Annotated in this window: 21 protein-coding genes; 9 read left to right on the top strand and 12 right to left on the bottom strand. The window is 61.7% G+C overall.

Features of this window, described 5'->3' with window-relative positions; translation table 11 throughout:
- Positions 1-125: 125 nt before the first annotated feature.
- From rplI to DN611_RS14105, 5 genes are all read right to left on the bottom strand, one after another.
- Complete coding sequence (gene rplI, locus DN611_RS14085) at positions 126-575, bottom strand: 50S ribosomal protein L9 (protein WP_021750268.1); 450 nt, start codon at positions 573-575, stop codon at positions 126-128.
- Positions 576-589: 14 nt separating this feature from the next.
- A complete protein-coding gene (locus tag DN611_RS14090) occupies positions 590-823 on the bottom strand; it encodes a hypothetical protein (protein ID WP_021750269.1) in 234 nt (77 codons plus the stop codon).
- 14 nt (positions 824-837) lie between these two features.
- The gene (locus tag DN611_RS14095; protein WP_119311655.1) at positions 838-2,829 is read right to left on the bottom strand and encodes a DHH family phosphoesterase; all 1,992 of its coding nucleotides are present in this window, start codon (positions 2,827-2,829) and stop codon (positions 838-840) included.
- Between the two features lie 131 nt (positions 2,830-2,960).
- A complete protein-coding gene (locus tag DN611_RS14100) occupies positions 2,961-4,154 on the bottom strand; it encodes an MFS transporter (RefSeq protein ID WP_021750271.1) in 1,194 nt (397 codons plus the stop codon).
- A gap of 96 nt (positions 4,155-4,250) precedes the next feature.
- On the bottom strand, positions 4,251-5,273 hold the full coding sequence (locus tag DN611_RS14105; protein WP_119311656.1) for a LacI family DNA-binding transcriptional regulator: 1,023 nt from the start codon (positions 5,271-5,273) through the stop codon (positions 4,251-4,253).
- A 454-nt stretch (positions 5,274-5,727) separates the two neighbouring features.
- On the opposite strand from DN611_RS14105, the gene DN611_RS14110 reads away from it, so the two are divergent.
- Both DN611_RS14110 and DN611_RS14115 read left to right on the top strand, forming a co-directional pair.
- Positions 5,728-7,386 (top strand): ribonuclease J, encoded by a 1,659-nt coding sequence (locus DN611_RS14110; protein ID WP_021750274.1) that lies wholly within the window; start codon positions 5,728-5,730, stop codon positions 7,384-7,386.
- A 100-nt stretch (positions 7,387-7,486) separates the two neighbouring features.
- A complete protein-coding gene (locus DN611_RS14115) occupies positions 7,487-7,789 on the top strand; it encodes a DUF6506 family protein (RefSeq protein ID WP_025545589.1) in 303 nt (100 codons plus the stop codon).
- A gap of 144 nt (positions 7,790-7,933) precedes the next feature.
- On the opposite strand, the gene DN611_RS14120 is transcribed toward DN611_RS14115, so the two are convergent.
- From DN611_RS14120 to DN611_RS14130, 3 genes are all read right to left on the bottom strand, one after another.
- Positions 7,934-9,001 carry a helix-turn-helix domain-containing protein gene (locus tag DN611_RS14120; protein ID WP_160117444.1) on the bottom strand — a complete coding sequence of 356 codons (1,068 nt, stop codon included), beginning with the start codon at positions 8,999-9,001 and terminating at the stop codon, positions 7,934-7,936.
- A 428-nt stretch (positions 9,002-9,429) separates the two neighbouring features.
- Positions 9,430-10,380, bottom strand: coding sequence for an SPFH domain-containing protein (locus DN611_RS14125; RefSeq protein ID WP_021750278.1), 951 nt, complete (start codon positions 10,378-10,380; stop codon positions 9,430-9,432).
- 2 nt (positions 10,381-10,382) lie between these two features.
- Positions 10,383-11,225 (bottom strand): NfeD family protein, encoded by an 843-nt coding sequence (locus DN611_RS14130; RefSeq protein ID WP_160117445.1) that lies wholly within the window; start codon positions 11,223-11,225, stop codon positions 10,383-10,385.
- A 302-nt stretch (positions 11,226-11,527) separates the two neighbouring features.
- On the opposite strand from DN611_RS14130, the gene DN611_RS14135 reads away from it, so the two are divergent.
- The 3 genes from DN611_RS14135 to DN611_RS14145 all read left to right on the top strand — a co-directional run bounded on the left by DN611_RS14135 (position 11,528) and on the right by DN611_RS14145 (position 14,311).
- Complete coding sequence (locus DN611_RS14135; RefSeq protein ID WP_021750281.1) at positions 11,528-12,040, top strand: hypothetical protein; 513 nt, start codon at positions 11,528-11,530, stop codon at positions 12,038-12,040.
- A gap of 69 nt (positions 12,041-12,109) precedes the next feature.
- A complete protein-coding gene (locus tag DN611_RS14140) occupies positions 12,110-13,246 on the top strand; it encodes a THUMP domain-containing class I SAM-dependent RNA methyltransferase (protein WP_021750282.1) in 1,137 nt (378 codons plus the stop codon).
- Positions 13,247-13,327: 81 nt separating this feature from the next.
- Entirely contained in the window at positions 13,328-14,311 is a 984-nt protein-coding gene (locus DN611_RS14145) for a diacylglycerol/lipid kinase family protein (RefSeq protein ID WP_119311658.1), read from the top strand.
- Between the two features lie 139 nt (positions 14,312-14,450).
- Here DN611_RS14145 and DN611_RS14150 read toward each other — a convergent pair whose 3' ends face one another.
- From DN611_RS14150 to DN611_RS14160, 3 genes are read right to left on the bottom strand one after another with little or no spacing between them, the layout of a single operon-like run.
- Positions 14,451-14,867: a hypothetical protein gene (locus DN611_RS14150; protein WP_025544994.1), complete on the bottom strand. Its 417-nt coding sequence runs from the start codon at positions 14,865-14,867 to the stop codon at positions 14,451-14,453.
- Between the two features lie 2 nt (positions 14,868-14,869).
- Positions 14,870-15,085: a hypothetical protein gene (locus tag DN611_RS14155; RefSeq protein ID WP_025544993.1), complete on the bottom strand. Its 216-nt coding sequence runs from the start codon at positions 15,083-15,085 to the stop codon at positions 14,870-14,872.
- The gene (locus DN611_RS14160; protein WP_021750286.1) at positions 15,069-15,302 is read right to left on the bottom strand and encodes a helix-turn-helix transcriptional regulator; all 234 of its coding nucleotides are present in this window, start codon (positions 15,300-15,302) and stop codon (positions 15,069-15,071) included. Before DN611_RS14160 ends, DN611_RS14155 begins: the two co-directional genes overlap by 17 nt.
- Positions 15,303-15,988: 686 nt before the next feature.
- Here DN611_RS14160 and DN611_RS14165 point away from each other — a divergent pair.
- Both DN611_RS14165 and groL read left to right on the top strand, forming a co-directional pair.
- On the top strand, positions 15,989-16,273 hold the full coding sequence (locus tag DN611_RS14165; RefSeq protein ID WP_025544992.1) for a co-chaperone GroES: 285 nt from the start codon (positions 15,989-15,991) through the stop codon (positions 16,271-16,273).
- A 162-nt stretch (positions 16,274-16,435) separates the two neighbouring features.
- Positions 16,436-18,064, top strand: coding sequence for a chaperonin GroEL (gene groL / locus DN611_RS14170; protein WP_119311659.1), 1,629 nt, complete (start codon positions 16,436-16,438; stop codon positions 18,062-18,064).
- 396 nt (positions 18,065-18,460) lie between these two features.
- Here groL and DN611_RS14175 read toward each other — a convergent pair whose 3' ends face one another.
- On the bottom strand, positions 18,461-19,693 hold the full coding sequence (locus DN611_RS14175) for a sigma-54 interaction domain-containing protein (protein WP_119311660.1): 1,233 nt from the start codon (positions 19,691-19,693) through the stop codon (positions 18,461-18,463).
- A gap of 148 nt (positions 19,694-19,841) precedes the next feature.
- On the opposite strand from DN611_RS14175, the gene DN611_RS14180 reads away from it, so the two are divergent.
- Positions 19,842-20,435 (top strand): tripartite tricarboxylate transporter substrate-binding protein, encoded by a 594-nt coding sequence (locus DN611_RS14180; RefSeq protein ID WP_158629723.1) that lies wholly within the window; start codon positions 19,842-19,844, stop codon positions 20,433-20,435.
- 67 nt (positions 20,436-20,502) lie between these two features.
- Positions 20,503-21,471, top strand: coding sequence for a D-2-hydroxyacid dehydrogenase (locus tag DN611_RS14185; protein ID WP_021750299.1), 969 nt, complete (start codon positions 20,503-20,505; stop codon positions 21,469-21,471).
- Positions 21,472-21,499: the final 28 nt, after the last annotated feature.

Below are 21,499 nucleotides of genomic sequence, written 5' to 3' on the forward strand. Positions count from 1 at the left end.
TCTTTTTGGCACAGCCAAAAAAGAGAGCGGGGGCGCACCCCTGCGGGCGCAGGAGCCCCCGAGACTGCCGCAATGGCGGCCCATTCCTCTCCCCCAGAGCGTGCCCCCAAACAGAGGAACTCCCTTTATTTTTCCTCAAACACGGAGACGTACACCGTCCCGTTGACCTCAAACCCCAGCTTGGCCTTCACCTGATAGGATCCGAACGCCTTGATGGGCTCGTCCAGCACCAGCTTCTGCTTGGGGATGTCGATGCCGAACTGCTGCCTAAGCCCGTCGGAGATCTCCTTGGTGGTGACGGCGCCGAACAGCCGCCCGCCGTTGCCGGCCTTGGCGGTGAGCTTCACCATGCACTCCTTCAGCTTCTCGGCGGTGGCCTCCGCCTCCGCCTTCTGCCGGGCCTCCTCAGCCTTGCGGGCCTTCTCCTTCAGGTTCATGGTGTTGATGGCGTCCGCCGTGGCGGCGATGGCCAGCTTCCGGGGCAGGAGGAAGTTCCGGGCATAGCCCTCGGACACCTCCACCATCTGGCCCTTTTTTCCCTGGCCCTTCACATCCTGCTGTAAAATCACTTTCATGATAACGTCTCCTTTTAGTCGTTCTGTTTCTGAATTTGTTCCTCCAGCTGCCGGGTCCGTTTTTCCAGCGCCTCCAGCCGGTCATTCTGATGAACCAGAATGCACACCAGCACCGCCAGAACCAGGGCGATGGACGCGCCTGCCAAATACCAGCGCCGGCTGAAATCAAAGAGCTGGTATCCTCCGAAAAAGATGAATGCCTCCACCAGCGCCAAGCAGATGCCAAATGTGGAAAGAAACCGCTTCATGGCCGCGCTCCCCCTCACTTTTCAAAATACGCGTCGATGGCCTCCAGCAGACGACTCTTCACCGTCTCCACATCTGTGTTCTCCACACGGCCGCCGGCAGTGGTGGAGTTGCCGCCGCCGCCCAGGGCCTCCAGGATCACCTGGACGTTCACCTCTCCCAGAGAACGGGCGGACATCTGCACGTTCTCCCCACTGGGGAATACCACAAAGGACGCCTTCACGCCCTTGAGGCTCAGCAGCTCGTCCGCCGCCTGGGCCGCCGTCACCCGGTCCACGCCCTCCTGGTCGATGGCCGCCACGGCGATGTCCTCCCGGTACAGCTCCGCCCGGCGGATGATGTCGTAGCGGGACACCATCTCGCTCAGATCGCTCTGGAACAACCGCTGAACGTCGGTGGTGTCGGCCCCCGCCCGGCGGAGGAAGGCCGCCGCCTCAAAAGTCCGGCCGCCGGTGCGCAGGGTGAAGTGCTTCGTGTCCAGCACGATGCCGGCCAGCAGCGCCTCCGCCTCCTCCCGCAGCAGATCGGCGGGCTCCACCAGATACTGCAAGAGCTCCGTCACCAGCTCACTGGCGGAGGAGGCATAGGGTTCGTGGAAGCTGAAGGCGGCGTTTTCGATGTAGCTGGCCGCCCGGCGGTGGTGGTCGATCACCGCCACCCGATTGCTGGACTCCAGCAGCTGGGGGCTCTCCACCATGTCGGGGCGGTTGGTGTCCACCACAATGACCAGAGCGCCCGGCCTCATTTTCAAAAATGCCTCCGCCCCGGAGGTGAACGCCCCCGCATACTCCGGCAACGCCTGGAGCTTGGCCAAAACCGCTCCGGCGGCGTTGTGCTCCAGATCAATGACCATCTGGGCCCGCTTGCCGTGCTTGCGGGCAATGCAGTAGAGCCCCGCCTCGGCGCCTACGGCGTCCATGTCCGCAAAGCTGTGGCCCATGATATAGATCTCGGACGCGTCGGCCATCAGCTCGTTCAGGGCGCTGGCCATGACCCGGGACTTCACCTTGGTGCGCTTTTCCGTGGACTTGCTGCGGCCGCCGTAGAACTGGAAGTCCACCTTTCCCCGGACCACCGCCTGGTCTCCGCCCCGGCTGAGGGCCATCTCCAGGCTGAGACGGGCGTTGCGGTACAGCTCCGCCATAGCGTCGGCATCCTTGCCAATGCCGATGGAGAGGGTGGGGCACACATCCCCCACCTTGATCTCCCGAATGGCATCCAGGATGGAGAACTTCTCCTCCACAAAGTGGTCGTAGTGGCATTCCTCAAAGATGAAGAGGTAGTGGTCCCGCTCCGTCTTCAGCAGCAGGCCGTCGGCGCAGGCGGCCCAGTTGTTCAGCTTCTCGTCGATCTGGGCCAGCACGGCGCTGCGCTGGGTATCGGCGCATGCCTTCATCAGGTCCTCGTAGTTGTCTACCATCAAAATGGCCAGCACCGGCCGGGTGGCGGTGTACCGCTCCCGCAGGTCGTCGGCCTCTGTGGTATCCACCCAGTAGGTAGTGGCCACCAGGTTCTGCTCGGCCCCCCGGCCCTTGGCCCGCACCAGGCTGCCGTACACCCGGAACCGCCGGCTGTTCATCACCACCCGGTCCGGGCACTCCTGCTTTCCCTCCAGCATCCACTGAACGGGGAAATCCGGTACTGCATCCTCCACCTTCATCTCGAACAGGTGCTCCCGCACGCCGGCCAGCTGCAGGAAGTTCTCATTGCTCCAGATCACCTCGCCGGTGTCCGGCCGGAACACCATGATGGGCAGCGGAGAGTTGATGAGGGTGGATTTGCTGGCGGTATCCACGCTGCCGGTGACATTATCAATGTACTGGAGGATGTTCTGCCGCCGCTTCTGGTTACGGTTGGTGAAATAGGCATACAGGCCCACGGTGCAGGCGATCTCCACCAGTCCCAGAGGCAGGCTCACCGTGGCGGTGGCCGCCGCGAAGACGATCATGCAGAGGAAGTAGAGCTTGAGATTGGGCTCCAGCAGGCGGGAGAGCTTCTTGTTGTTCATCTCGATCAGGTCTCCTTTTGAAAGGGACGCATACATACCCATATTGGAGAATAGTATAGCAGTTTTTCCCACAAGAAGCAACTGTTAAAACAGGCCCGGGCTGATCCGGCCCGAGCCTGTTTTGATGGTCCTCAGGATGCCGCCGCGGCCGTCCGGCGGCCGTTGGCGCGCAGAAGCAGCAGGTTCAGCCCCAGTGCCGCCAGGGCGAACATTGCCGCCGGCAGGCCCAGGGGGCGGAATCCCCACCCCTCCTGCACGGCGCTGCCGATGAAGGAGCCGATAGCAATGCCGAAGTTGTAGGATACCGGCTGTACGGAGGCGCACAGGCTGGAAGCGAAGGGGTAATCCTGCTCTGCCAGAGACAGCGCGTGCATCTGGGCCGGGGTGTTCAGCAGGTACATGAGCAGCCCCATGGCAAAGACCCCCGCAAGGCCCGCCCACCGGTTTCCCAGCAGCAGCGGCAGCAGGGCAAACAGCACCGCCTGGGCGGCGAAGGCCATGGGCAGGGTCCGGAGGCCGCCCCGCTCCCCCAGCCGGCCGGAGATGAGATTGCTGGCGGCGCTGCACGCTCCCATCACCAGCAGCAGCGGGCTCACCGCCCCCGCTGGAAGCCCCAGTGTCTCTGTCAGGATCGGCGAGAGATAGGTGTACACGATATAGGTGGCGGAGGCGCTGCACAGGATCATCCCCACACACAGGGAGCATCGGGGGTCCCATAGGATGGAAAAGGACTTCAGAAGCCCGCTGTCCGCCTGTGCCGGCACCGCGGGCAGGGAGCGCAGCAGCAGCGGCAGCAGCGCTGCGCCCATAGCCAGGATCACGGCGAAGGTCCACCGCCAGCCCAGGATCTGGCACACGGCAGTGCCCAGGGGCACTCCCAGCACCGCTGCCACGGAAAAGCCGCCGTATACCAGCGAGATGGCCCGGGCGGTCTGCTCCGGGGCGGCGACCTCCTTGGCATAGAGCATGGCCACCGCCGTCAGCGTACCGGACACCAGCGCCGCCACTACCCGGGTGGCATACAGCACCGCCACATTAGGAGCGGCAAAGCTTGCCGCGCTGGTGAGGAGGAACACCCCCATCAGCACCGCCAGCAGCTTCCGGCGGGAGATTCCGCCGGTAGCTGCAGTGATCACAGGCGTCCCCACCGCGTAGCAGGCGGCGAACACCGATACCAGCTTTCCCACTGCCGCCAGAGAGGTGTTCAGCCCCTCCGCGATCTCCGGCAGAATGCCCACAATCACAAATTCGCAGGTCCCCAGCACAAATCCCAGGGCCGCCAGCAGCAGTACCGCCCCAGGCAGCGGCTTTTTCGTCTGTTCCATGACACGGTTCTCCTTCTGTTTGCGTACACAGCTTTTCCCAAAAACAGCTTCCCCCAGAGTCGGCCTCCGCGGGAAGCCGGCGCCGGAGAAAGTCTTTCAGCAGTTCTCCGCCGTGAGGATGGGGCTCTCCGGATAGAAACAGTCCCGCTCCGGCGTCCGGTGCTCCACCACTGCGTCGAACAGCAGCGACAGGGCCTTGCGGCTCTGGTAGGTCAGGTTCTGGTCAATGATGAAGTCCAGCAGTCCCTCCCGCAGGAAGGTCCGCGTCTCCGGGCTGTTGTCGTGGGCCAGAACCCGCACCTGCCCCATCCGGCCGGCCCCGCGCAGGGCTTCCATGCACGCAGGCACGGAGCGGTTGGCCATGTAGATATACTTCAGGTCCGGCTCTTCCGCCAAAGCGGCGGTCACCGCTGCTAGTGTCTCATCATAGTTGTCGTGGGTCTCTGCCACCCGGCAGTCCTCCTGCCGGAGCCCCCGCTCCGCAAGCCGCTCCAGAAAGCCGTCTGCCCGGCCCTTGTGTCCGGCGTAGCCGTGGTCGGCGTACACCAGCAGGATCCGGTCTCCGGGCCTGAGGAACTTGGCGGCGATGTCCCCGGCCACCCGGCCGGCGTGGTGGGCGTCCTCCCCCACGTAGCACAGCCGCCGGGCGCCTGCAATGTCGGAGTTGAAGGTCACCACCGGCATCCGCCGCTCCGCCAGGAGCTCCAGCTTCTGGCGCACCTGGGGGCAGTCCGCGGCGCACAGGGCGATCCCCTGGACCTCCTCCGCCAGCGTGTCCAGCAGGTGCAGGCAGTCCTCCATCCGCCCCTGGCGGTACGGGTGGATGGTGACGCTCACATTGTAGTCCTGACGGTCCTGCCGGAACTTCGCCACGCCAGCGGCCATGGCCTCGCCCACATAGCTCTCCCACGTGGGCTGGATGATAGCGAAATGCCGGGCCATGCCGCTGGTGGCCAGGGCGCTGGCCACCCGGTTTGGCTGGTAATCCAGCTCCTCCATCACCTCCAGCACCCGCCGCCGGACCTCCTCCTTCACATACGGCCGGTCGTGGAGCACCCGGTCCACCGTGCCGATGGAGACGCCCGCCCGTTCTGCGATCATCTTGATCGTTGCCCGCATGTCCCTTCACTCCCTTTCTCCGGCCCTTCCGCCGGTCATCTTGGTTTTCTTGAAAAAAATGTATACAAAACGCTTGACCTGTGCTATACTAGGGGCAGAATGGTGCGGCCTTCCGTGTCCGCCGGCGGCAGGCCGCCGGCTGTCGGAGCGCCGCGGGGCGTGCCTCTGCCTGGGCCGCGCCTTCGTTTCAGTATAACAAAGTGCGCGTCGAGAAGCAACTGCTTTTCCGCCCTTTTTTACACAGTTCCACAGTATTTCACTGGTGCGGAGCGCCGCTCCGCCTCAGTCAAATAAAACCCCATACGGTTTCAACGGAATGACGTGACCGAACCCCTGCCGGCGAAACGGGGCCGCGCAGGCTACGGGCGTCTCTTGTTTGCGTGCGCTCATTTTGCGCCATTTCCGCTGTTATGGGGGTATTTTACATATTTTTTCAAAGGAGTATCATCGATCTATGGCAGAAAAATTGAAAATCATCCCCCTGGGCGGTCTCAATGAGATCGGCAAGAACATGACCGCCTATGAGTACGGCGGCGAGATCATCGTGGTGGACTGCGGCATGGCCTTCCCCGGGGACGACATGTACGGCATCGACCTCATCATTCCCGACGTCAGCTACCTCATCAAGAACCGGGCCCGCATCCGGGGTCTGTTCATCACCCACGGGCACGAGGATCACGTGGGTGCCATTCCCTATGTGCTCAAGCAGTTGAACATGCCCATCTACTGCACCCGGTTCACCGCGGGGCTCATCAAGCTGAAGCTGGAGGAGCATGGGCTGGTGAAAAGCACCAAGCTCATCACGGTGGAGCCGGGCAAGAGCGTCCGGGCCGGCAAGTTCACTGTGGAGTTCATCCATGTGAACCACTCCATCGCCGACTCCGTGGCCTTTGCCATCCACACCCACATGGGCACCATCGTCCACACCGGCGACTTCAAGATCGACTCCACCCCCATCGACGGGGAGGTCATCGACCTTGCCCGCTTCGGCGAGCTGGGGAAGGAGGGCGTCCTGGCACTGCTGGCGGACTCCACCAATGTGGAGCGTCCGGGCTTTACCCCCTCTGAAAAGACGGTGGGCGCCACCTTCAAGCGCCAGTTCCAGGGATGCGAGGACCGGATCATCGTCACCACCTTCGCCTCCAACGTCCACCGGATCCAGCAGGTGCTGGATGCCGCCGCGGCCTTCGGCCGGAAGGTGGCCGTCACGGGCCGGTCCATGGAAAATATCATGAAGGTCTCCACAGAGCTGGGCTATATGAAGGTGCCCAAGAACACCCTGGTGGACATCAACCGGATCAAGGGCCTGCCCAAGAACAAGCAGGTCATCGTCACCACCGGTTCCCAGGGCGAGGAGATGAGCGCCTTGTACCGCATGGCCTTCTCTCAGCACAAGCAGGTGGAGATCGGCGCCGGGGACAAGGTCATCATCTCCGCCAGCGCCATCCCCGGCAACGAGGTGACGGTGTCCCGGGTCATCAACGAGCTGTTCCGCAAGGGCGTCAAGGTGGTCTATGATCGGGCCGACATGCTTCACGTGTCCGGCCACGCCTGCCAGGAGGAGCTGAAGATCATCCACGCCCTGACGAAGCCCCGGTTCTTCATCCCCCTCCACGGCGAGCAGCGGATGCTCCAGATCCACTCCCAGCTGGCCCAGGACATGGGCATGGACCGCAACCATATCGCCATTGCCGACAACGGCTCCGTCATCGAGATCACGGCCAAGACCATCAAGTTGGGCGGCACCGTTCCCTCCGGTGAGGTATATGTGGACGGCTCCGGCGTGGGCGACGTGGGCGCCGTGGTCATGCGGGACCGCAAGCGCCTGGCAGAAGACGGCATGGTGGTGGTGGTCCTGCCCATCTCCGCCCATGACGGCAACCTCCTCAGCGAGCCGGAGATCATCACCCGGGGCTTCATCTACGTGAAGGAGTCCGGGGACTTGATGAAGGAACTGCAGAGCGTGGCCCGGGACGCGGCGGAGAACGTCTCCCGCAAGCGGGGCCGGGATGACGGGGAACTGAAGGGTTCCGTCAAGTCCGCCGTCAGCAGCTACCTGTTCAAAACCACCAAGCGCAATCCCATGGTTATCCCCGTGGTCACCAGACTGTGACATACCAGATAACGGGTGTGCAGATAAGAGAGCCGCAGGGAAAGCGGCATCTCTTATCTGTTCGCTCTGATTCTTGATTTTCAGGGAGGTCTACATAACAATGGCACTGCAAGCCGCATTTCTCTTTCTTATCGGCGATGCCGATGAGACCACCCGCACCGTGGTATCCACCCCTAGCATCCATTTGAACGTGGTGGGCTGCAAGACCTACGCTGAGGCGGAGGCTGCCGCGAAGGAGCTGGCCGCCGGAGGCGTCACCGCTATGGAGCTGTGCGCCGGCTTCGGCAACGAGGGCATCGCCCGCATCCAGCGGGCCGTGGGTCCCGACGTGGCCGTGGGCGCGGTGAAGTTCGACTTCCACCCCGGCCTGGGCTTCAAGAGCGGCGATGCCCTGTTCGGCTGAGACGCATGAAAGCGGAAGGACTTTCGTCCTTCCGCTTTTTCTTTTTCCCGCACGGTCCGCAGGGAATGCAGAACTGCGGCACGCCGCGTCCTGGCACCGGCAGAACCGGACAGTCTCATCCGCCGTCCGGTGGGTCCCGCCAGCTCATGCCTCATCTGCGGCGCGCCGGTACTTCTCCACCATCGTCCCATACTCCGGCATCTCCCGGAGGAAGGCGCAGTCCGGGTCCGCCTCTACCTGGTCCAGAAGGGGCTCCAGCAACACCGACTGGGCCTCTCCGGCGGCCTCTTTGGTGGCCAGATGCCGGTACAGGGGCGAGGCACTCAGATCCCAAGGCACTGTCAGGCTATGCAGCAGCCGGTCCAGCAGGTCCAGCGCCGCCGGGCCGTCCTGCTCCGCCGCCGCCAGCTGGAAGGGGGCGGACAGCACTGCGTAATCGCTCAGGTCCAGGGCCTCTCCCGCCCGCCGGGCGGCGTCGCAAAAGCCCTGGGCTCGCTGCCGGTCCCCCTCTGCCTGGGCCATCTCGATCAGGGACAGCAGCGTGGTCTGGATGCCGTGGGCCCGGTCGAACAGCTCCCGCTCCAGCAGGGTCCAGGCCTCCTCGGTCCGCCCCTGCTTCCGCCGCAGGGCGGACAGCAGTTCCCGCTTGTCCCGGTGGGTGTTGGAGATCTGGTCCAGCAGCGCCTCCGCCCGGTCCAGATCCCCCCGGGCGATGCAACGGCTCGCCACGGTATAGGTCGCCCACTCCCGGATTTTGGGGTCCGCGCTCTGGGCGGCCTGCTCGTACAGGCCCGCGACAAAGTCCTCCCGGCCGGGCCGGGCTGTCTCATCGGTGCCGGGGAACAGGGTCAGAAGACCCTCCAGCAGCCCCGCAGCGCTGTATGCCAGCGCGTCGCTGTTGGGGAACTGGCGCAGCTTCTCCTCTGCCAGGGAAAAGGCCGCGCCGCACCCCTCGGTCCGGGACACCTCGTACAGCCGGTTCAAAAACTCCGCGATCTCCGTCTCCGTCAAGTCCTCCCGAAAGGACAACAGTGTGTTCAGGTCCACCCGCAGCGTCCGGGCCAGCACCGGCAGCAGGGTGATGTCCGGGTAGGAGTTTCCCCTTTCCCATTTGTTCACCGCCGGGGCTGATACCCCCAGCTTCCCCGCCAGCTGCTCCTGTGTCAGCCCCAGTGCCGTCCGCCGGGTGCGGATAATCTCGTGGATCTGCATGGCAAAGCCCCCTCTTGTGATCTGTCCCCAGAATACCATCTCCGGCGGTGCGCTGCAATCGACAGGTGTTCAATTTTTCTGACGATCTTTTAACCGGCGGTTAATGGGTAAAAATCGCTGTAATCACTGTGCCCCAAACCGGGCTTCCGGGGCGCGCCTCTCATTGGGCGAACCTCCCCGCGTAGACAGGGCAGAACTCCAGACCGCCGCGGGCAATTCACCGGGACGCAGACTGCACCTGACCCTCCCGGCCGCAGCAGGTCCCGACCGAAGCCCTTACGGCGCGGGTCTGTATGGGATCATGGGAATACGCTCTTCCGGCACTGGCTCCCATCGTCCCGGCAATGGACATGAAGGGCTGCGCCCTCTGCCCCAATTTGCAAAATACAGGCGCACAGCTTTTGCTGTGCGCCTGTACTGCTTTTCCCTCACTCCCCCTTGGGGTCCTCTGTGTCGAACACCGTCTTGGCGCTGGCAGCGAGTCCTGCCAGCCCCTGGAGCTCACTGGGAATGATGATCTTGGTGGCCTTGCCGTCCGCCACCTTCTGCATGGCTTCCAGAGCCTTCAGCTTCACCACCTGGTCATTGGGGGCGGCGGCATTCAGCAGCTTCAGGGAGTCCGCCAGGGCGGTCTGCACCTGCATGATGGCCTGAGCCTCCGCCTCGGCGGCCATGATGCGGGCCTCCTTCTCGCCCTCGGCCTTCAGGATGGCGGCCTGCTTGGCGGCATCCGCCTTGAGAATCAGGGACTGCTTCTCGCCCTCCGCCACCAGGATCTGGGACTGCTTCTGCCCCTCCGCCTGGAGGATGGACTCCCGGCGCTCCCGCTCCGCCTTCATCTGCTTCTCCATGGCGTTCTGGATCTCCTTGGGCGGGATAATGTTTTTCAGCTCCACCCGGTTGACTTTGATGCCCCAGGGGTCCGTGGCCTCGTCCAGAATGGCGCGCATCTTGGCGTTGATGGTGTCCCGGCTTGTCAGGGACTGGTCCAGTTCCATCTCGCCGATGATGTTCCGCAGGGTGGTGGCGGTCAGGTTCTCAATGGCGTTCATGGGCCGTTCCACGCCGTAGGTATACAGCTTCGGGTCCGTGATCTGGAAGTAGATCACCGTATCGATCTGCATGGTGACATTGTCCTTGGTGATGACGGGTTGGGGCGCGAAATCCGCCACCTGCTCCTTCAGGGACACCTTCTTGGCCACCCGCTCCACAAAGGGCACCTTCAGGTGCAGTCCCACGCCCCACACGGTCCGGAACGCTCCCAGCCGCTCCACCACATAGGCCTTGGACTGCTGGACGATGACGATGTTCCCGATCAGCAGGATCAGGATCAGCACCACCAGGATCAACAGCGGAACCCACTTGAGCACATCCATCATATTCACACAACCTCCTCTTTTTTATCAGGCGCTTTCTGCGCCGCTTCCACAATGAGCTTCACACCCTCCATCCGCCGGATCTCCACCCGGCTGCCCGCCGGGAGCACCGATCCGTCGGCGCTGCGGGCGGTCCAGGTCTTGCCGTCCACATAGACGGCGCCGGAGGCGCTGTCGTTGTCGATGGTCTCCGTGACTCTGGCGGTGCGGCCCAGCACCCGGTCCGCGTTAGTAGGCACAGCCCGCCCGGCGGAGAGCTTTTTCACCAGGGGCCGGGTGGCCGCCAGGGCCGCCGCCGACACCGCCAGGAACAGCACCAGCTGGATCAGGAGCCCCGCCCCCGCCATGGCGGCGATCAGACCCGCCACGGCGCCGGGCACGAACCAGATGGAGACCAGCCCGGCGGTCACCGCCTCCACCACGCCAAAGACCACGATGGCCGCAATCCACAATGCCGTCATTTCGCTGTCTCCGCCTCCTTTCAAATACAGCATACACAGGGCCACCAGGGCAGTCACTGCCGCCAGCCCCCCCACTCCGGCCCATTTGTTGGCCGGGGACAGGTTGCTCACAAAATCTCCCAGCGCCGTTTTCAGTGTCCGGGACTCCATCCGCTCCGGCGCCGCCGGCGTCTCTTGGCCGCCCAGGGGGACCTCCTCGCAGAACAGGTCATTCATGGTGACGCCGTAGCGGTTGCAGATATAGATGATCTTCTCAAGCTCCGGGTATCCCCGGCAGGACTCCCACTTGCTCACCGCCTGCCGGGAGACCTTCAGCTGGGCCGCAAAGTCCTCCTGGGTCATGCCCCGGGCCCGGCGGAGCTCCTGCAACCGCTCTCCAAATGCCATACGCCTCTCCTCTCTGTCTGTCATTTTAGCAGAACCGCCCCGCCGTTTCCACCAACTCTGCTTTGCATCCGGCAAAATCCCGTGCAACTTCAGGTTTCCGTCCGGGAAGTGCGGCTCCGGCGGCGTTTATCGTTATTGTATCATGCCCATTTTGCAAATACCATTTCATTTTGGTTACAAAACCTCCCGGCCCGCCGGCGGCAGTTGCGGCAAGAGCCGGCGGGCATCTCGACATTTTCCGCAGTCTGCATTATAATAGGAAAAACGCCCCGCTGAGGCGGAGGCAGCAAGGAGGATGTTCCATGCGTCAGCCAAGAAGTGCGAAGGCCAATCCCTTTCCATACAGAGGCAGCCTGGTCTGCTACCTGTCTCTGGATGCTGCGGGCAGTCTCACGCAGGTGGGCCACGATTTCTCCTCTGCCGCAGAGGCCTACCGCCGGGCCGCTGCCGGAGAGATCCGGCTCTATGCCGTCTGGCCCGGGGAATACAGCAGCGACCTCTTCGAGATTGACGATCTGAATGCATTTGCAGACGCTTTTGGCGTGGAGCGGCCGGACCCCCATGTCCACGATCTGGCGTGGACGCTCAGCCCGATGGATGACGGAACATCCCGCTATGCGAATGTGAATGTTGTCTTCCGCTGCGGCTGTACGCTGAGCAAGCAGAACATCAAAAAGTTCGCCAACGACATGCGCCGCCAGATGGGTTGGAATGTGGCGACTTCCACGGTACCGGGATGCCATGGCAGCGCCGACGGGTCGGAGGTCTACACCATTCGCGTGGAGCGCAGAACGCTGGGCCACGCCGCCCCCTGAGAGCCTCTCTTCCACCGGCTCCAATGAAAATCCACGGGCATCTGTATGCCCCGCCAAGGAGGAACCCCCATGAAATACACCATTCCCTGCCTCTTCGGGCTGGAGGCCCTGGTGGCCGACGAGCTGCGGCGGCTGGACCTGAAAAACGTCCGGGCCGAAAACGGCCGGGTCCACTGCGACGGCGGCCCGGCGGACATCCCCCGGCTGAACATCAACCTGCGCTGCGGCGCCCGGGTGCTGGTGGAGCTGGCCAGCTTCCCGGCCCCGGATTTCGAGGCGCTGTTTCAGGGCGTGGCCGCCATCCCCTGGGAGGATTGCATCCCCCGGGACGGGGAGTTCCCGGTGAAGGGCTACTCCATCTCCTCCCAGCTCCACTCCGTCCCCGCCTGCCAGGCCATTGTGAAAAAGGCCGCTGCCAAGCGGCTTGGCCAGGCCTACGGCTGCGAGACCCTGCCGGAGACCGGGGACCGCTATCAGATCCAGTTCGCCCTCATCAAGGACACCGCAGCCGTGTACCTGGACACCTCCGGCGACGGACTCTACAAGCGGGGCTACCGGGCCCACAACAACGGCGCCCCCCTGCGGGAGACGCTGGCCGCCGCCCTGGTGCTGCTCTCCCGCTACCGGGGGAGGGATCCGTTCTGCGACCCCTTCTGCGGCAGCGGCACCATTCCCATCGAGGCGGCGCTGATCGCCAAAAACCGGGCCCCAGGCCTGGACCGGCGCTTTGCCGCCCAAAAGTGGCAGAGCCTCCCCGCCAAGCTGTGGCTGGACGCGGCCGAAGAGGCCATGGATCAAGAATTCCACGGCCAGTACGACATCTGGGGCGGGGACATCGACCCCAGTGCGGTGGAGTTGAGCCGCCACAACGCGGAGCTGGCGGGGGTGGACGACTGCGTGCGCTTCGAGGTGGCGGATGCCGGAAAGTTCCACCGGGACAGCGACTACGGCCAGCTGGTGACCAATCCGCCCTACGGTGAGCGGCTGCTGGAAAAGAGAGAGGCGGAGGCCCTGTACCGCTCCTTCGGCAAAGCTGCCCGGACATTGCCGGCGGGCTGGCGCGTGCTGGTGCTCTCCTCCCACACAGAGTTTGAGCGCGCCTTCGGCCGCAGCGCGGAGAAGAAACGCAAGCTCTACAACGGCATGCTCAAATGCGACGCCTTCTTCTACCACGGAGGCGCAAAGACAGAGCCAGACAAAGGTTAAAAGACAGGAGAGATCGCCGCTGACAGTCCTCATCTTTCATCTCTTCACTCTTATCTCATATTTCGCCAAGGGGGGCCTGTCATGCGCCATGTCTTTTTGATCAACCCCCATGCCGGGAAGCAGGACCAGACTGCCCGCATCCGCGCCCTGGCGGACCGTCTGGCCGCGGCCCACAATCTGGACTGCCGGTGCCTGCTGACGGACCGCCCCGGCGGAGCGGAGGTCCTCTCCCGCGCCTTGGCAGAGACCGGGGAGCCGGTGCGCATCTACGCCTGCGGCGGGGACGGCACCGTCCACGAGGCGGCCAACGGCATCGCCGGGTTTCCCAACGCCGCCATGACGGTAATCCCCGCCGGCACAGGCAACGACTTTCTGAAGAACTTCGGCCCGGACGCTGCAAAATTCTCCGACCCGGAACATCTGTGGGACGGGCCGGAATTCCCCCTGGATCTCATCGACTGCAACGGCCGCCTGTGCCTCACCATCGCCTGCAGCGGCATTGACGCCCGCATTGCTGACACCGTCCACCGGTACGGAAATGTGCCGGGCCTCTCCGGCCGGGGGAGTTACCTGCTGTCCGTGGCGGTGAATTTTCTCTTCAAGCCCATCGGCCGCCGGTGGCGGGTGGAGCTGGACGGGGAGGTCCTGGAGGATGACTTCGCTCTGGTGTCCATGTGCAACGGCCGGTACTACGGCGGCGGCTCCATGCCGGTGCCGGAGGCCCGGATGGACGACGGAGTGCTGGAGACCATCCTGGTGAAAAACGTGCCGAAGCGCACCTTCGCCCGGTTGTTCCCGGCCTACTCCGCCGGGGAGTATTGGAAATTTCCCCACATCGCCCGAATGGTGACGTCCCGGCAGGTGGTGATCACCGCCAGCCCCGGGGAGGCGGACATCGTCACCTGTCTGGACGGGGAGAGCCTCCGGAGCCGGGAGGTGCGGCTGGTACTCGCGGAGAAGCGGGTGAACTTCTTCGGGCCGAAGGGGTGCAGTCCCAATGCCACGGCAGGATTTGACCGAAAGCCAAGGAAGCGTCGATATTCCACAGCTTTTCTGCTATTATAGGCATCCTACGATCATTCAACCGCTGCGCCTCGGCACGGTATAATAGTCAACTAGAATAATTGATAAATAGAGGCCAGGACACACCCGAAGGAGGTGTCCTGGCCTCTTAATTTTTCATTCAGTGCTTTCCTGCTTCCATTTATGGCTTGTCGTATCGGAATGCAGAAACGATATAGGCAATTCTTGATGTTCCGTAAGGCACAATCCCCCCCATAACCAACCAGATAAAGGCATATTCCCTTGTCAGGCCAAAGGCAATCATGCCGGCTATAATGGTCATAAATGAAGCGTACAGTGCGACCCGAAATGCTTTTTCAGCGCATTTCAATTCGATATACTGATTTCTCTCATCCTGTTCCGCAATCATATCCTCTTCCGTTTTTTTAGGTTTCAGAAGGGAAATGCCGGCCAGCAGAACAATAATAAAGAGAGCAACCCCTGCGATAGCTTTTTGCGAGGTTGTGAACGCGGTAATATCACCCAGATAAAAGCTGCCGAAGGCAGCCAATACCAAGAGCAGGCCCAGCATCTTACCCTTTCCGCCAAATAATTGCATAGTTATTTTTCCTCCGCTCCCTCGTCCTCGCCGTCAATATGCAGGGCCATTACCATGTGATAAAGAGCTGCAAGTAAGCAGATACCTATGCCGATAACCGCCTTTGGAATACCATGCGTAGCCTCGGTAAATATACAAAATCTTGATATTCCAATACCAACGGCAAGCAGTAATAATAAAATCCCCCGGATAAACATTTTCTTATTTGTGATCTTCATCCTGATTTTCCTCACATTCTACATTTTCTTTCAAGCAGCACAACTCTTCAACGGTCGTATGAAATACCTGTGCGATCTTGTAGGCCAGAACAAGCGATGGATTGTATTCGCCTCTTTCTATGGAATTGATCGTTCTTACTGTCACACGAACCCGGTTCGCAAGCTGCTGCTGCGTCAATCCTGCGGCAGTTCGCAAATCCTTGATAATCGTTTTCACGCTCCTCACTCCTCAAATAGGAAGTTAACTTCTTAGGAAGCTGACTTCATATTAAATTAGGGCAGCGAAAATGTCAAGAGAAATTTTAAGAAGCTTACTTCCTATTGAACAGTGAAAAAGCCATAAAAATATTGCATTAAAGGCGCGTCAGCCTCCGCTCCTGTCCATGGCGGCTTGCCGTTCATCTCGACCATTGACCGAGGCCGGATGCTGTGTTGAAAAATTTTTCAGGGAGGTATGGGATAACCCGCAACAACAGCATATAAAGAAACCTCGTATTATACGGAACACTTGATAAAAATCAAAAATTTCTTTATATTTGGAAACTTTTTCCCGTGAATTGTACAGTATTTGCGCCGGTGAAAATCGTATCCGTGAAGAATGCGTAACCCCAAGCAGAGCTGTTTCATGCGGCACAGTGAGATGTGAAGCCGTCAGTCCGCCTGAGGCAGCCGTTTGGGCAGAAAGCTGGTCATGACAGTTGAATTCTCCTGTCCAGCAGGACGGCTCCCATGCGCTCCCCTTCTGAGAGGGAGATTTTTTCGGAATTCACAAATTCTTCATAGATACCCCCTTTACAAATGGAAAACATTGCGCTATGATAGCAGCGTTAGCACTCGAATGATATGAGTGCTAACGCTGAACTTGTTTTTCAAATTTTTATTTCTATAAGGAGGAACCCCATTATGAAACTCACTCCGCTCGCAGACCGTGTCATTCTGAAGATGGTGGAGACCGAGGAGACCACCAAGGGCGGCATTATCCTCACCGGCAGCGCCAAGGAGAAGCCCTCCGTGGCGGAAGTCATCTCCGTGGGTCCCGGCGGCAACGTGGACGGCAAGGACGTTGTCATGACCGTGAAGCCCGGCGACAAGGTCATCACCAGCCAGTACGCCGGCACCAAGGTCACCCTGGAGGACGTGGAGTACGTGGTTGTCCGTCAGAACGACATTCTGGCGATCGTGGAATAAATCTCCCGCTCCCGCTTGCAATCAGGAATCGGAAATTGTGGAGCCGCCTGCAACGGCCAATTTCAAATCGTTTGGCTCTGCCGGACGCCAAAATTCCCAATTCCTAACTCCCCATCCCTAATTTATGAAACATGAAGCTCTATTACAGGAGGTTTGATTACTATGTCTAAGCTCATCAAGCGCGGCGACGAGGCCCGGAAGGCCCTGGAAGCCGGCGTCAACTCTCTGGCCGATACTGTCAAGATCACCCTGGGTCCCAAGGGCCGGAACGTGGTTCTGGACAAGAAGTACGGCGCTCCCCTCATCACCAATGACGGCGTGACCATCGCCAAGGAGATCGAACTGGACGATCCCTTTGAGAACATGGGCGCCCAGCTGGTGAAGGAGGTCTCCACCAAGACCAACGACGTGGCCGGCGACGGTACCACCACCGCCACCCTGCTGGCCCAGGCCATGATCCATGAGGGTCTGAAGAATCTGGCCGCCGGCGCCAATCCCATCGTGGTGAAGAAGGGCATGGCCAAGGCCGTGGAAGCCGCGGTGGCCGAGGTCAAGAAGCAGGCCAAGACCGTGGACGGCTCCAAGGACATCGCCCGTGTCGGTGCTGTGTCCTCCGGCGACGAGGAGATCGGCAAGCTGATCGCCGACGCCATGGAGAAGGTCTCTGCCGACGGCGTCATCACCATTGAGGAGTCCAAGACCGCCGACACCTATTCCGAGGTCGTGGAGGGCATGCAGTTTGACCGGGGCTATATCACCCCCTACATGGCCACCGACATGGAGAAGATGGAGGCCAACCTGGACGATCCCTATATCCTGATTACCGACAAGAAGATCTCCGTCATCGCTGACATCCTGCCCATCCTGGAGCAGATCGTCCAGTCCGGCAAGAAGCTGCTGATCATCGCGGAGGACGTGGAGGGCGAGGCTCTGTCCACCCTGATCGTGAACCGTCTGCGCGGCACCCTGAACGTGGTGTGTGTCAAGGCTCCCGGCTTTGGCGACCGCCGCAAGGAGATGCTGCAGGATATCGCCATTCTGACCGGCGGCACCGTGATTTCCGAGGAGGTCGGTCTGGAGCTGAAGAGCGCCACCATGGATATGCTGGGCCGCGCCCGCCAGGTGAAGGTCACCAAGGAGAACACCACCATCGTGGACGGTGCCGGCGACAGCCAGGCCATCAAGGATCGCGTGGGCCAGATCCGCACGCAGATCTCCACCACCACCAGCGACTATGACAAGGAGAAGCTGCAGGAGCGGCTGGCTAAGCTGGCTGGCGGCGTGGCCGTCATCAAGGTCGGCGCTGCCACCGAGACCGAGATGAAGGAGAAGAAGCTCCGCATCGAGGACGCCCTGAACGCCACCCGCGCCGCTGTTGAGGAAGGCGTTGTGGCCGGCGGCGGCACCATCTTCGTGAACGTGATCCCCGCCGTGGAGGCTCTGCTTTCCAGCGTGGAGGGCGACGAAAAGACCGGTGTCCGCATCGTGGCCAAGGCCCTGGAGGCTCCCATCCGTCAGATCGCTGCCAACGCCGGTCTGGATGGCTCCGTGATCCTGGAGAAGGTCCGCACCTCCGGCAAGACCGGCTACGGCTTTGATGCCTACAAGGAGGAGTACTGCGACATGGTCTCCGCCGGCATCATCGATCCCGCCAAGGTGACCCGCAGCGCCCTGGAGAACGCCGCCAGCGTCTCCGCCATGGTGCTGACCACCGAGTCTCTGGTGGCCGATAAGCCCGAGCCCCCCGCTCCCGCTGCCCCCGCCGGCGGCGAGATGGGCGGCATGTACTAAGTGCAAAAAACATCAAGCCCCCTGGCTTTCGCCAGGGGGCTTTTCTCGTGGAGACTCGGCTTGTCGGCGGAGCACAAGCATCAAGCATTGAGTCCTCCACTGCGCCTTCGAGCGGGGTGAGCCGGAGTCGGGAATCGCTTGCGTTCCGGCTATAACGCCGGAATACAGGATACGAAGCTTGTGATGGCAGGAAAGTGGGGGTGACAGGCTTTGCAGCGGCGCCCCGCTTCCACCAGCGGCACAGATGCTGCACATACTGAGTACCAGCAACCATTAAGCCCTTTGGCTTTACAGCCACAGGGCTTTTTCTCGTACGCTGGGGTTCCATCAGCGTTGCCCTCCCCTGCCCATACTCTGGAAACCGCAGTCGGCATGCGTCATGGGCTATGCCTCTGCTCATGTCTGTCCGACCTGATACTTCTTCAGCAGCCGCCACAGTGTCCCCCGGCTGATCCCCAGTTTTGCCGCCGTCTGCGTCCGGTTCCCGCCGCATTCCTGAAGAACGGCCAGCAACTCCTCATAGGACAGGTCGATCCTGGTATGGGCGGCCTTCGGCATCGGCGGCGGGCACGGGGGCGGCGTCTCGGGAGAGGCGGCACTCTCCAGCAGATGGGCGATCAGGCCAGATACAGAGACGCCAGGCCGGTAAAGCACCGCCAGCCGCTCACAGAAATTCTGCAGCTCCCGGATGTTTCCCCGCCAGGGGCAGCTCTGCAGCAGACGGCAGTCGCCATCGCTCAGTTCCAGCGGACAGCCGTCGCCCTCCCGAGCCTGGAAGTTCCGAAGGAAGCTCTGCGTCAGCAGCGGGATGTCCTCCTGCCGCTCCCGCAGCGGGGGCAGATTCAGCTGCAGGACATACAGGCGGTAATAGAGATCGCTGCGGAATTTACCTGCCCGGACCAGCGACTCCAGGTTCTTGTTGGTGGCCGCGATCACCCGGATATTGATGGGAGTCACCTGACTGTCCCCCAGCCGCATGATCTCCCGCTCCTGCAGGACCCGCAGCAGCCGCCCCTGAAGTCCCAGGGGGATCTCCGAGATCTCGTCCAAAAAGATGGTGCCGTTGTGGGCGATCTCAAACAGGCCCGGCTTACCGCCCCTGGTGGCGCCGGTGAAGGCGCCCTCCACATAGCCGAACAGCTCGCTCTCCAGCAGGTTCTCCGGCAGGGCGGCGCAGTTGATGGCTACGAAGTTGTTCTGTGACCGACGGCTCCAGGCGTGGATGCTCTGGCTCAACAGCTCCTTTCCGGTACCGGTCTCCCCCACCACCACGATATTGGAGTCCGTCTGGGCAAAGGCCTTGGCCTCCTGGATACAGGCTATCATCCGCGGGCTGCGGGTGATGATATCCCCGAAGGTGTACTTGGCCTTGTGTCCCTTGTAGTGGAGCTTTTTGCGCAGCTGGTCCTCCGTGGTCTGGATCTGCGCGGCGTTCAGCAGGGAAACCACAGTTCCAGCCCGGAGGCCGTGCATCATCATGTTTTTCGTTTTGACGGACAGGTGGGTGTTTTTGTAAGCGATAATCTCGTCCGTGTTCTCCGTCGCGGACACGATGCGGCTCAACGCCGGGGTGGAGAACACGGAGGATGCCGGCTTTCCCAGATACTGTTCCCGGCGGGAGAGCTGCAAAACCTGGATGGCAGCTGGAACCGGGCCGTATTTCTGCCGCAGCTACAGCAGGATATTGACAATGTCCGTTCCGTTGATAATCAGTTCGATCACCCGGATAGAGAGGGAGCGGCAGCACAGGTCCAGATAGATGGCACCCCGAGCGATCATGGCGTCGCAGTCCGGCCACTGCGGCAACAGCCCGGATACCCCGGCCGATGACGCCTCTTCGGAGGATGGCGGCACTGACTGGCCCACCAAATCCATCAACATGATCGTTCCCATGGGCGCCGGGGGCGACACTGACTTTAATGCCCGCACATATGCAAAATATCTGGAGGATGTGTTGGGTGAGACCGTAGTCGTCACCAATATCACCGGCAATGGCGGAGCGCTGGGTTCCGAGGAAGTCAAGAACGCCTCTCCCGACGGTTATACCTGCCTGTTTTATCACACCTGCCTGAATATCAACCAGGCCACCGGCATTGCCGACTACGGTTCCGAGGCATTTGAGACCGTGGCTGTGGTGGGAAAGAGTTCCGGCGAGGCCGTGGTCGTGCGGACCGACGCCATGTATGATGAGTTGAAGGCCGCCCCCACGGCACCGGGCTTCCGGGAGATCATGATCCCCGGGGAGATCGAGTTCCATCTGACCCGGCAGGCGGAGCGGGAGGGTATCGACATCAGCCCCGCCATTGAGCAGGACTTCGCGGATCTGGCCGTCAGGTACGGCGTCCCGCTGGAACTGCTGCAATCCTGCTGACTTTCCAGTGGAATCGGCTGTCCCCCGGCCCCTGCGGGCCGGGGGACACACAGACAGGAGGAATGAAATGCACATCGTCATTTTGGACGGATACACGGAAAACCCCGGCGATCTCAGCTGGGGAGAATTGGAGAAGCTGGGAGACCTGACGGTTTACGACCGCACCAGCCTCACCGATGAGGACGAGATCATCTCCCGGATCGGCGGTGCGGAGGTGGTCCTCACCAACAAGACCCCCATCTCCCGCCGAGTGATGGACGCCTGTCCCTCCATGCGCTTCATCGCCATGCTGGCCACCGGCTATAACGTGGTCGACATAGCCTGCGCAAAAGAGAAGGGCATCCCTGTCTCCAACGTGCCGGTCTACGGCACCCATTCCGTCAGCCAGTTTGCCATCGCCCTGCTGCTTGAAATCTGCCATCACATCGGTTATCATAATGATACGGTAAAGAGCGGGAAATGGGAACAGTGCCCGGACTGGTGCTACTGGGACTACCCCCTGATCGAGCTGGCGGGAAAGACATACGGCCTGCTTGGCTGCGGGAACATCGGCATCCACACTGCCGCCATCGCATCGGCCCTGGGGATGCATGTCATCGCCTACGACATGCGCCAGCGGGACGAAGCTCTGCAGCTGGGGGTGGAGTACGTCTCCCTGGACGAACTGTTCGCCCGGTCCGACGTTCTGGGCCTCCAAATGCCCCTGTTCCCCTTCAACACCGGCATCATCAACCGGGAGAACATCGCCAAGATGAAGGACGGGGTCATCATTATCAATAACAGCCGGGGCCAGATGGTGGTGGAGCAGGACCTGGCGGACGCCCTGAACTCCGGCAAGGTGGCGGCCGCCGGGCTGGATGTGGTGTCCACAGAGCCCATCCGGGGCGACAACCCCCTGCTGACCGCCAAGAACTGCATCCTCACCCCCCATATCTCCTGGGCCCCCAGGGAGAGCCGCCAGCGCATCATGGACTGCACCGTGGACAACGTGCGGGCCTACCTTCAGGGCGCCCCCATCAACGTGGTCAACCCGTGACCGGACCGGGGCGGGCCTTCCGCCCGCC

The organism is Oscillibacter sp. PEA192, assembly GCF_003574015.1.
Classification (GTDB): Bacteria; Bacillota; Clostridia; order Oscillospirales; family Oscillospiraceae; genus Oscillibacter; species Oscillibacter welbionis.